Below are 12087 nucleotides of genomic sequence, written 5' to 3' on the forward strand. Positions count from 1 at the left end.
CGGGACCCGTGCGGCGCCATCGGCTGCGCCGTGGGTGAGGCGCCGATCACCCTTCGCACAAATTCGCCGGGTCGATGCGGCACCATCGGCGGGGCCCGCCCGTTGTCCTCTGTGGAGCAGTCGTGCAACAGATGTGAAGCAGCCGACGGTCACCGCCCCGGCAGGCCTCCCGGCGTGGTGGGGTCCTCGCATACGATGGCCGTTGCCCCGTCAGTGGAACGAAACCGACCGTCCCAGGCCCGACCGGCAAGGAGACCAACCCCCGTGTCCGTCCTCTCGAAGATCATGCGTGCAGGCGAAGGCAAGATCCTGCGCAAGCTGCACCGCATCGCGGACCAGGTCAACTCCATCGAAGAGGACTTCGTCGACCTCTCCGACGCCGAGCTGCGGGCCCTCACCGACGAGTACAAGCAGCGGTACGCGGACGGTGAGAGCCTGGACGACCTGCTCCCCGAGGCCTACGCCACCGTGCGCGAGGCCGCCAAGCGCGTCCTCGGCCAGCGGCACTACGACGTGCAGATCATGGGCGGCGCCGCCCTGCACATGGGGTACGTCGCCGAGATGAAGACCGGTGAGGGCAAGACCCTCGTCGGCACCCTGCCCGCGTACCTGAACGCGCTGGCCGGCAAGGGCGTCCACATCATCACGGTCAACGACTACCTGGCCGAGCGCGACTCCGAGATGATGGGCCGCGTCCACAAGTTCCTGGGCCTGAGCGTCGGCTGCATCCTGGCCAACATGACGCCGGCCCAGCGCCGCGAGCAGTACGGCTGCGACATCACCTACGGCACGAACAACGAGTTCGGCTTCGACTACCTGCGCGACAACATGGCGTGGTCCAAGGACGAACTCGTCCAGCGCGGCCACAACTTCGCCATCGTCGACGAGGTGGACTCCATCCTCATCGACGAGGCCCGTACGCCGCTGATCATCTCCGGCCCGGCCGACCAGGCCACCAAGTGGTACGGCGACTTCGCCAAGCTGGTGAAGCGCCTCAAGCGCGGCGAGCCCGGCAACCCGCTCAAGGGCATCGAGGAGACCGGCGACTACGAGGTCGACGAGAAGAAGCGCACCGTCGCGATCCACGAGTCCGGTGTCGCCAAGGTCGAGGACTGGCTGGGCATCGACAACCTCTACGAGTCGGTGAACACCCCGCTGGTGGGCTACCTGAACAACGCCATCAAGGCCAAGGAGCTCTTCAAGCGCGACAAGGACTACGTCATCATCGACGACGAGGTCATGATCGTCGACGAGCACACCGGACGTATCCTCGCCGGCCGCCGCTACAACGAGGGCATGCACCAGGCCATCGAGGCCAAGGAAGGCGTGCCGATCAAGGACGAGAACCAGACGCTCGCCACGATCACGCTGCAGAACTTCTTCCGCCTCTACAAGCGCCGGGACCACGACGGCAAGGAGATCCCGGGCCTGTCCGGCATGACCGGTACGGCGATGACCGAGGCCGCCGAGTTCCACCAGATCTACAAGCTCGGCGTGGTGCCCATCCCGACCAACCGGCCGATGGTCCGCAAGGACCAGTCCGACCTGATCTACCGCACCGAGGTCGCCAAGTTCGAGGCGGTCGTCGACGACATCGAGGAGAAGCACCGCAAGGGGCAGCCGATCCTCGTCGGCACCACCTCCGTGGAGAAGTCCGAGTACCTCTCCCAGCAGCTCAGCAAGCGCGGCATCCAGCACGAGGTGCTCAACGCCAAGCACCACGAGCGGGAGGCGTCGATCGTCGCCCAGGCGGGCCGCAAGGGCAGCGTCACGGTCGCCACCAACATGGCCGGCCGCGGTACGGACATCAAGCTGGGCGGCAACCCCGAGGACCTCGCCGAGGCGGAGCTGCGCCAGCGCGGCCTCGACCCGGAGCAGCACATCGAGGAGTGGGCGCAGGCCCTCCCCGAGGCGCTGGAGCGGGCCGAGCAGGCGGTCAAGGCGGAGAAGGAGGAGGTCGAGCGGATCGGCGGCCTCTACGTCCTGGGCACCGAGCGGCACGAGTCGCGGCGCATCGACAACCAGCTGCGCGGTCGTTCCGGCCGTCAGGGCGACCCGGGCGAGTCCCGCTTCTACCTGTCGCTGGGCGACGACCTGATGCGGCTGTTCAAGGCCCAGATGGTCGAGCGCGTGATGTCCATGGCGAACGTGCCGGACGACGTGCCGATCGAGAACAAGATGGTCACGCGGGCCATCGCCTCCGCCCAGTCGCAGGTCGAGACGCAGAACTTCGAGACCCGCAAGAACGTCCTGAAGTACGACGAGGTCCTCAACCGCCAGCGCGAGGTCATCTACGGCGAGCGGCGCCGCGTCCTGGAGGGCGAGGACCTGCAGGAGCAGATCCACCACTTCATGGACGACACCATCGACGCCTACGTCCAGGCGGAGACCGCCGAGGGCTTCCCCGAGGACTGGGACCTGGACCGGCTGTGGGGCGCCTTCAAGCAGCTCTACCCGGTGAAGGTCACCGTCGAGGAGCTGGAGGAGGAGGCCGGCGACCGGGCCGGGCTGACCGCCGAGTTCATCGCCGACTCCGTCAAGGAGGACATTCGGCGCCAGTACGAGGAGCGCGAGGCGCAGCTCGGCTCCGAGATCATGCGTGAGCTGGAGCGCCGGGTCGTGCTGTCGGTCCTGGACCGCAAGTGGCGCGAGCACCTCTACGAGATGGACTACCTCCAGGAGGGCATCGGCCTGCGGGCCATGGCGCAGAAGGACCCGCTGGTCGAGTACCAGCGCGAGGGCTTCGACATGTTCCAGGCCATGATGGACGGCATCAAGGAGGAGTCCGTCGGCTACCTGTTCAACCTGGAGGTCCAGGTCGAGCAGCAGGTCGAGGAGGTCCCGGTCGAGGACGCCCCGCAGGCCGCCGCCCAGGACGCCGTGCCGGCGCAGGCCGGGGCCGCCCGCCCCGAGATCCGTGCCAAGGGCCTCGACGCCCCGCAGCGGCGCAACCTGCACTTCTCGGCGCCCACCGTGGACGGCGAGGGCGGCACGGTCGAGGGCGAGTTCGCCGAGGACGAGCCGGTGCGCTCCGAGGCCGACGGCCTCACCCGCGCCGAGCGCCGCAAGCAGGCGCGGGGCGGACGCCGCCGCAAGAAGTGACCGCCGGCACCCGCCTCGGCGGCGGGCCGCGGTGACCTGACCGGTCGAGGGCCGGGCACTCCAGGGGATCCTGCTCCTGGGGTGCCCGGCCCTTCGGCGTGCGGGGGTGCCGGCGGGCACCGAGGGGCGACCGGGGTGGGGAGGGCCGGCCGGGGTGCGGAGGGCCAGCCGGTGCTGCCCGTGACCCGTGAACGGTGACGCCGGCCGGCCGCTGGGGGCGCGGAACGGCGGGTGCGGGCCCCGGGCCCCCGGGAACAGCGTCCGGCCGTGCGGCGGGATTCAGGGGCCGTCGTGGCCGGAACGGCGCCGGCGAGGGCCGTCGAGTTCCACCGCGGTGCAGCGCCAGCGCAGGTCCCGGCCCCGTTCCAGGCGGAAGGCCATGGCGCGCAGCCGGTCGCCGGCGCCGATCCGGGCGAACACCTCCAGGGCCCCCTCGAAGGTCACTTCGTAGCCGATGTCCCGGACCACCGGGCGGTGCCCGAAGGCGAGGAGAGGGCCGTCCTCGGCGAGCCGGGCCAGGTCGTCGTAGGCGCGTCCGGCGGTGTGCCGCAGCATCGCGTGGACGGGGCGCTGCCCGCTGAGGACGGCGAGCAGCAGCTCGGCGAACCGGTCGGTGGGGCGGGGCTGCGGGACGGCGGCCGGCGGCCTGCGCGGGACCTGGGCGGGCACCCTCGGCAGGGCGGCGGGCACGGCCGGGGCCGCCGCCCCCGCGCTTCCGGCGCCGTACCCGCCGGCCGTGTGTCCGCCGGGCCCCGCATCGCCGCCCCGCCCCGGCCGGGGCCCGGCGGCCGGCGCTCCGGCGAGGACCCGGGCGGCCCGTACGGAGGCCGCCCGGGCGTCGGACGGCGGCGCGGCCGGAACCCGGGCGGGGGCCGGGGCGCCGGGGCGGACGGCCGTGGCGGTGGCGGGGCGGTTGTCCGCCGGCCGGGTGGGGGGTGCGGTGGCGGAGGGCCGCCCGCCGCCGGGGGACGTGGTGCGCGCGGGGCCTCCGGAGGGGGGGCGGGGCGGAGTGGTGCCGTGCGGGCGGCGCGGGTCGCGGCGCTGCGGAGGACGGGAGCCGGCGCGCTGCTGCGTCCTGGTCATGACCTTGTTCACGGGACCCCGTTTCGACGGGCCCGGCGGCCGCCCCGGCTCGGGGATCGGTGCGGTACCGGGCGGTAACTTCCTGGCTGGGGATCTTGTACGGGGCGCGGGGCGGCGGCGGCAACACGACGCGGGGCGCGTTCCGGGCCGGGCGGAATTCACTTATCCGGGTGACCGGACGGCCGCCGGGCCCGTGTCCGGGCGGGACCACCGGGTGAAGCGCTGGACGGAAGTGGACGACCGGTGACGCCGGGGGAGGGACTCGATGGGGGACACCCGCACGTATCCTGAAGGCCCTGCCGGACGGCTTCGCCGGCCTGCCCCCGCACCACGCACCCACCCCGGACCCGCCCGCTCCGGGCAACGCTTCGAGACAGGAAAACGCCCGACATGCGCGTCTACGTCCCCCTGACCCTTTCCGGTCTCGCCGAGGCCCACGCGGCGGGGCAGCTGGGCGACGGTCCGCTGGTCGCCCACGCCGTCACCCCGGCCCTGCGCGAGTGGTACCTCTCCGACGACATCGAGGAGCTGGAGTACGCCGCGCTGAACCGTGCCGCGCACGCCTCCCTGCGGCTGCTGGCGGGCGACCCCGCCGCACCGCGCCGCCGGGTCGTCGTCGCGGTGGACGTCCCCGACCGGTCGGCGTCCGTGGACCCGGGCCGGGGCCTGGACCCCGCCGCCCTCGGGGAGGTGCGCGTCGCCGGACCGGTGCCCCTGGCCAAGGCGGCGGCGGTGCACGTGGACGCGGAGGACGCCGAGGCGGACGTGACGGCCGCCGCGGAGGCGCTGCCCGCCGCCGACGCGGGGGACGACGACGCCCGCTTCACGGTGGACGGCGCCGAGGACCACGAACTGCTCTGGTTCGCCACGCAGGAGATCCCGGCCCTGGTGGACCGGGCGGACGCCGCGGACCGGGCGGACCGGGCGGACCGGGCGGACCGGCGGGACTGAGACCGCGGGCGCCGCCCGTAGGCGGACCCTCAGCGGACCGTGTGCGGTTCCCGGCGGTTCCCGGCGGGCCCCGGCGGTTCCCGGCGGGCCCCGGCGGGCTCCGGGAACGCCCCGGGACGGGCGCTCCGTGCCGGATGTCGGTGGTGCCGGGTATTTTTCCTGCATGGGGACGCACAGGGACGCGCACATCGTCTGGGACTGGAACGGCACGCTGTTCCACGACGTCGACGCCGTGATCGGGGCGACCAACGCCGCCTTCGCGGAACTCGGCCTGGAGCCGCTGACGCTGGAGCGGTACCGGGAGCTGTACTGCGTACCGGTGCCGAAGTTCTACGAACGGCTCCTGGGGCGGCTGCCGACCGAGACCGAGTGGGAGCGGATGGACACGATCTTCCACCGGTACTACACCGAGCACCGGGTGGCGTGCGGTCTCGCCGACGGCGTGGCGGAGCTGCTGGCGGGCTGGACGTCGTCGGGGCGCAGCCAGTCGATCCTCAGCATGTACGGGCACGAGGAGCTGGTGCCGCTGGTCCGCGGTTTCGGCATCGAGCCGCACTTCCTGCGCGTCGACGGGCGGACGGGGCCCTCCGGGGGCAGCAAGGCGGAGCACATGGTGCGGCACCTCGACGCGCTGACGGACATCGTCCCGGAGCGCACGGTGGTGATCGGGGACGCCGCCGACGACGCGCTGGCCGCCCGGCACGTGGGTGCGCGGGCCGTCCTCTACACCGGGGGCTCGCACAGCCGGGCCAGCCTGGAGTCCGTCGGGGTGCCGGTCGTCGACACGCTGGCGGAGGCGGTGGCCGAGGCGGAGCGCCTGGCCGCCTGACGCCCGGGCGGCCCGGTCCGACGACCGGAACGGCCGCCGTCCGGCACACGGCCCGCCCGCCGCACGCGCGGTGTGTCGGCCGCGGCGCCCGCAGCCCGCCCCAGGGCGAGGAGCCACTCCCCGCCCGCCGGTCTCCCGCCGTCCGTGCGGACGAACCGCCCGCCCCGGCCCCGCCCGCGGCGGGCCCGCCCGGACCGTGCCGGCCGCAGCGCCCCCCAGGGACCGGCCCCGCAGCGACAACCGCCCGCCTCGGTCCCGCCCGCCGGTCCCCGCCGGGACCGTGCCGGCCGCAGCGTCCCCCGGGGGCCCGCCCCGCAGCGACAGGCGCCCGCCCCGGCCCGCGCGGCCCGGTCCCGCCCTCGCCCTGATCCCCGATCCCCGATGCCCGACCCCCGCCCCCGCGCCCGCCCGCGATGCCCGACGCCCCGCCCCAGCGCCCGCCCGCGATGCCTGATCCCCGTGCCCGGGCACACTGTGCGAAACGTCAAACTTCCACCCCCGGTTTTGTACACATACGGCTCATGACGGGCCCCCTGTGGAGAGCGATAGCCTTGGTGGCGTGATCAGCGCGATACGTCGCGGGGACATGGCCGTCCCCGCTGTTCGCCCGGTGAGCACGGACCACAACCGTGACCGGGTGGCGGTCGCCGATCCCCACGAGCGGGACGGGGCCCGGAGGGCACCCGGGACGCGGATCGTCCCACCGAGGACGCCCTCAGCGGCGTCACACCGGCCGGATGCGCCGACATTGGCCGAGAAGCCCCCGCTCCACCCATCTCGCGGCATAGCGTCGGTACGGACCGGACATCCCGCGCCGTACCAGTCGAACACCGCGAGCGCGGGCACCGTATTTCCTTCTACGTCACGCAACGGCGCGCGACAGGAGTCAGAGGACAATGCAGACCAAGCTGGACGAAGCCAAGGCCGAGCTGCTCGAGAGGGCCGCCCGGGTAGCTGAGAACAGCCCGGCCGGGGGGAAACTACCGACTGGGACGACGGAGCAGAGCACGCCCGACCGGGAAGCCGTGCTCGCGTTCCTCCAGCGCTACTACCTGCACACCGCCCCGGAGGACCTCACCGACCGCGACCCGGTCGACGTCTTCGGAGCCGCTGTCTCGCACCACCGGCTGGCCGAGAACCGCCCGCAGGGCACGGCCAACGTCCGGGTGCACACCCCGACGGTCGAGGAGAACGGCTGGACGTGCAGCCACTCCGTCGTCGAGGTCGTCACCGACGACATGCCCTTCCTCGTCGACTCCGTCACCAACGAGCTGACCCGCCAGGGCCGCGGCATCCACGTCGTCATCCACCCGCAGGTGGTGGTGCGGCGGGACGTCACCGGCAAGCTGATCGAGGCGCTCCCGGTCCGGCCGGCCGGGGACCTCCCGCACGACGCCCACGTCGAGTCGTGGATCCACGTCGAGATCGACCGCGAGACCGACCGCGGCGACCTCAAGCAGATCACCGCCGACCTGCTGCGCGTGCTCTCCGACGTCCGCGAGGCCGTCGAGGACTGGGGCAAGATGCGCGAGGCGGCGACCCGGCTCGCCGGTGCGCTGCCCGACGAGCCCCTGCCGAAGGACGTGGCCGAACAGCAGGTCGACGAGGCCCGCGAGCTGCTGCGGTGGCTGGCCGACGACCACTTCACCTTCCTCGGCTACCGCGAGTACGAACTGCGCGACGACGACTCCCTCGGCGCCATCCCGGGCACCGGGCTCGGCATCCTGCGCTCCGACCCCGCCCACGCCACCGCCGAGGGCCACCCGGTCAGCCCGTCCTTCGAGCGGCTGCCCGCGGACGCCCGCGCCAAGGCGCGCGAGCACAAGCTGCTGGTGCTGACCAAGGCCAACAGCCGGGCCACCGTGCACCGGCCGTCGTACCTGGACTACATCGGCGTCAAGAAGTTCGACGCGGACGGCAACGTCGTCGGGGAGCGGCGCTTCCTGGGCCTGTTCTCCTCCGCCGCCTACACCGAGTCCGTCCGCCGGGTGCCGGTGATCCGCCGCAAGGTCGAGGAGGTCCTGGAGCGCGCCGGGTTCTCGCCGCACAGCCACGACGGACGCGACCTGCTGCAGATCCTGGAGACCTACCCGCGCGACGAGCTGTTCCAGACCCCGGTCGGGGAACTGCAGGCCATCGTCACCTCCGTGCTCTACCTCCAGGAGCGGCGGCGGCTGCGCCTCTACCTGCGCCAGGACGAGTACGGGCGCTACTACTCCGCCCTCGTCTACCTGCCGCGCGACCGCTACACCACGGGCGTCCGCCTGCGGATCATCGACATTCTCAAGGAGGAACTCGGCGGCGTCAGCGTCGACTTCACCGCCTGGAACACCGAGTCGATCCTCTCCCGGCTGCACTTCGTCGTCCGCGTGCCGCAGGGCACCGAACTGAAGCACCTGTCCGACGGCGACAAGGAGCGCATCGAGGGCCGGCTGGTCGAGGCCGCCCGCTCCTGGCACGACGGCTTCGGCGAGGCGCTGAACGCCGAGTTCGGCGAGGAGCGCGCCGCGGAGCTGCTCCGCCGCTACGCGGGCGCCTTCACCGAGGGCTACAAGGCCGACCACACCCCGCGCAGCGCCGTCGCCGACCTGGCCCGCCTGGAACAGCTCGACGAGGACAACGACTTCGAGCTGAGCCTGTACGAGCCGGTGGGCGCCGCCCCCGAGGAGCGCCGCTTCAAGATCTACCGCAAGGGCGAGGCCGTCTCCCTGTCCGCGGTGCTGCCCGTGCTGCAGCGGCTCGGCGTCGAGGTCGTCGACGAGCGGCCCTACGAACTGCGCTGCGACGACCGCGACATCGCCTGGATCTACGACTTCGGTCTGCGCCTGCCCAAGTCGCCCGCCGGGGGAGCCGACTACCTCGGCGACGACGCCCGCGAGCGGTTCCAGGAGGCGTTCGCCGCCACCTGGACCGGCAAGGCGGAGAACGACGGCTTCAACGCCCTCGTGCTGAGCGCCGGCCTCACCTGGCGCCAGGCCGTGGTCCTGCGCGCCTACGCCAAGTACCTGCGCCAGGCCAACTCCACGTTCAGCCAGGACTACATGGAGGACACCCTCCGCAACAACGTCCACACCACCCGGCTCCTCGTGTCCCTGTTCGAGGCGCGGATGTCGCCGGACCGGCAGCGCGCCGGGCACGAGCTGGTGGACGCCCTGCTGGAGGAGGTCGACGCCGCGCTCGACCAGGTGGCCTCGCTGGACGAGGACCGCATCCTGCGGTCCTTCCTCAACGTCATCAAGGCGACGCTGCGCACGAACTTCTTCCAGGAGGCCGGCGACGGCCGTCCGCACGACTACGTCGCCATGAAGTTCGACCCCACCGCCATCCCCGACCTGCCGGCCCCGCGCCCGGCGTTCGAGATCTGGGTGTACTCGCCGCGGGTCGAGGGCGTGCACCTGCGCTACGGCAAGGTCGCCCGCGGCGGTCTGCGCTGGTCGGACCGCCGGGAGGACTTCCGCACGGAGATCCTCGGCCTGGTCAAGGCGCAGATGGTGAAGAACACCGTCATCGTGCCGGTCGGCGCCAAGGGCGGGTTCGTCGCCAAGCAGCTCCCGGACCCCAGCGTGGACCGGGACGCCTGGATGGCCGAGGGCGTCGCCGCCTACAAGACCTTCATCTCGGCGCTGCTGGACATCACCGACAACATGGTGGCCGGCGAGGTCGTCCCCCCCACCGACGTCGTGCGGCACGACGAGGACGACACCTACCTCGTCGTCGCGGCCGACAAGGGCACCGCCCGGTTCTCCGACATCGCCAACGAGGTCGCCGCGTCGTACGACTTCTGGCTCGGCGACGCCTTCGCCTCCGGAGGCTCGGCCGGCTACGACCACAAGGGCATGGGCATCACCGCCCGCGGCGCCTGGGAGTCCGTCAAGCGGCACTTCCGCGAGCTGGGCGTGGACACCCAGAGCGAGGACTTCACGGTCGTCGGCATCGGCGACATGTCCGGTGACGTGTTCGGCAACGGCATGCTGCTGAGCGAGCACATCCGCCTGGTCGCCGCCTTCGACCACCGGCACGTCTTCGTCGACCCCGACCCGGACGCGGCCGTCTCCTACGCCGAGCGGCGCCGCCTGTTCGAGCTGCCCCGCAGCTCCTGGGCGGACTACAACACCGAGCTGATGTCGCCCGGCGGCGGGATCTTCCCCCGCACCGCCAAGTCGGTCCCGGTCAGCCCGCAGATGCGCGAGGTCCTCGGCATCGACGAGGGCGTCACCAAGATGACCCCGCCCGAGCTGATCCGGGCGGTCCTCAAGGCCCCGGTGGACCTGCTGTGGAACGGCGGCATCGGCACCTACGTCAAGGCGTCCACCGAGTCCCACGCGGACGTCGGCGACAAGGGCAACGACGCCATCCGCGTCGACGGCAAGGACCTGCGGGTCCGGGTGATCGGCGAGGGCGGCAACCTGGGCATGACCCAGCTCGGCCGCATCGAGGCCGCGCTGCACGGGATCAAGAACAACACCGACGCCATCGACAACAGCGCGGGCGTGGACACCTCCGACCACGAGGTGAACATCAAGATCCTGCTCAACGGCCTGGTCGCCGACGGCGACATGACCGTCAAGCAGCGCAACAAGCTGCTCGCCGAGATGACCGACGAGGTCGGCCGGATGGTGCTGCGCAGCAACTACGCGCAGAACACCGCCATCGCCAACGCCCTGGCCCAGTCCAAGGACATGCTCCACGCGCAGCAGCGCTTCCTGAAGCACCTGGTGCGCGAGGGGCACCTCGACCGGGCCCTGGAGTTCCTGCCCACCGACCGCCAGATCCGCGAGCGGCTCGCCAACGGGCAGGGTCTGACCGGCCCCGAGACGGCCGTCCTGCTGGCGTACACGAAGATCACGGTCGCCGAGGAGCTGCTGCACACCTCGCTGCCCGACGACCCGTACCTGAAGGTGCTGCTGCACGCCTACTTCCCGTCGGCGCTGCGCGAGCGGTTCCTGGACCGGATCGACGGCCACCCGCTGCGCCGCGAGATCACCACGACCGTCCTGGTCAACGACACGGTCAACACCGGCGGTACGACGTACCTGCACCGGATGCGGGAGGAGACGGGGGCCTCGCTGGAGGAGATCGTCCGGGCCCAGACCGCGGCCCGCGCGATCTTCCGCGCCGCGATGGTGTGGGACGGCGTCGAGGCGCTGGACAACAAGGTCGACGCCGACGTCCAGACCCGCATCCGGCTGCACTCGCGGCGGCTGGTCGAGCGCGGCACCCGCTGGCTGCTCAACAACCGGCCGCAGCCGCTGGAGCTCGGGGAGACGGTGTCGTTCTTCTCCGAGCGGGTGGAGCAGGTCTGGTCGCAGCTGCCCAAGCTGCTGCGCGGCGCGGACGCGGAGTGGTACCAGAAGATCCACGACGAGCTGACGGGCGTCGGCGTCGGCGACGAACTGGCCACCCGGGTGGCCGGCTTCTCCTCCGCCTTCCCGACCCTCGACATCGTGTCGGTGGCCGACCGGATGGGCAAGGAGCCGCTGGACGTCGCCGAGGTGTACTACGACCTCGCCGACCGGCTGCGCATCACCCGGCTGATGGACCGCATCAGCGAGCTGCCGCGCACCGACCGCTGGCAGTCCATGGCCCGCGCCGCGATCCGTGAGGACCTGTACGCGGCGCACGCGGCGCTGACCGCGGAGGTCCTGGCGGTGGGCGACGGCACGTCGACGCCGAGCCGGCGGTTCGAGATCTGGGAGCAGCGGAACGCGGCACTGCTGGGCCGCGCCCGCACCACGCTGGAGGAGATCCAGGGCTCCGACACGTTCGACCTGGCCAACCTGTCGGTGGCCATGCGGACGATGCGGACGCTGCTGCGCACCCACTCCTGACGGGACGGCCCACGGGGGCGCTCCGGGCCACACGGCCGGGGGCGCCCCCGTGGCGTTCGGCCGGGGTGTTCGGCCGTGGTGTTCGGCCGGGGCGTTCGGCGGGGGTGGGTTCCGGCCGGGCGGTGCGGGACCGCGGGGCTGGCGGGTGCACCGGCCGACCGGCTCACCGTCCGCCGGTTCGGGCGGTCGGTGGGCCGGTGAGCCGATCGGCTGTGGGCCGGCCGGGCGGTGAGCCGTTGCGACGGCGACGGGCTGCCGGGGAACGGTCGTCTCGGTGCTCGGTGCTCGGTGCTC

General features: G+C 72.5%; 5 protein-coding genes. 4 read left to right on the top strand and 1 reads right to left on the bottom strand.

The window, feature by feature from the left end:
• Nucleotides 1-264: 264 nt before the first annotated feature.
• Entirely contained in the window at nt 265-3102 is a 2838-nt protein-coding gene (gene secA / locus ACSU53_RS19050; RefSeq protein ID WP_437029314.1) for a preprotein translocase subunit SecA, read from the top strand.
• A gap of 279 nt (nt 3103-3381) precedes the next feature.
• Here secA and ACSU53_RS19055 read toward each other — a convergent pair whose 3' ends face one another.
• Nucleotides 3382-4185, bottom strand: coding sequence for an Rv3235 family protein (locus ACSU53_RS19055; RefSeq protein ID WP_437029316.1), 804 nt, complete (start codon nt 4183-4185; stop codon nt 3382-3384).
• 390 nt (nt 4186-4575) lie between these two features.
• Between ACSU53_RS19055 and ACSU53_RS19060 the strand changes: the two genes are divergently transcribed.
• From ACSU53_RS19060 to ACSU53_RS19070, 3 genes are all read left to right on the top strand, one after another.
• Complete coding sequence (locus ACSU53_RS19060; protein ID WP_437029318.1) at nt 4576-5136, top strand: DUF6912 family protein; 561 nt, start codon at nt 4576-4578, stop codon at nt 5134-5136.
• Nucleotides 5137-5299: 163 nt separating this feature from the next.
• On the top strand, nt 5300-5965 hold the full coding sequence (locus ACSU53_RS19065) for an HAD family hydrolase (protein ID WP_437029320.1): 666 nt from the start codon (nt 5300-5302) through the stop codon (nt 5963-5965).
• An 896-nt stretch (nt 5966-6861) separates the two neighbouring features.
• On the top strand, nt 6862-11793 hold the full coding sequence (locus ACSU53_RS19070; RefSeq protein WP_437029322.1) for an NAD-glutamate dehydrogenase: 4932 nt from the start codon (nt 6862-6864) through the stop codon (nt 11791-11793).
• The last annotated feature ends 294 nt before the right edge of the window (nt 11794-12087 follow it).

Source organism: Streptomyces sp. enrichment culture (assembly GCF_964273255.1).
GTDB lineage: Bacteria > Actinomycetota > Actinomycetes > Streptomycetales > Streptomycetaceae > Streptomyces.

Coding starts and splice junctions, on each gene's coding strand:
- ACSU53_RS19065 (WP_437029320.1), top strand. CDS start 5,300: ATGGGGACGCACAGGGACGCGCACATCGTCTGGGACTGGAACGGCACG.
- ACSU53_RS19060 (WP_437029318.1), top strand. CDS start 4,576: ATGCGCGTCTACGTCCCCCTGACCCTTTCCGGTCTCGCCGAGGCCCAC.
- ACSU53_RS19070 (WP_437029322.1), top strand. CDS start 6,862: ATGCAGACCAAGCTGGACGAAGCCAAGGCCGAGCTGCTCGAGAGGGCC.
- ACSU53_RS19055 (WP_437029316.1), bottom strand. CDS start 4,185: ATGACCAGGACGCAGCAGCGCGCCGGCTCCCGTCCTCCGCAGCGCCGC.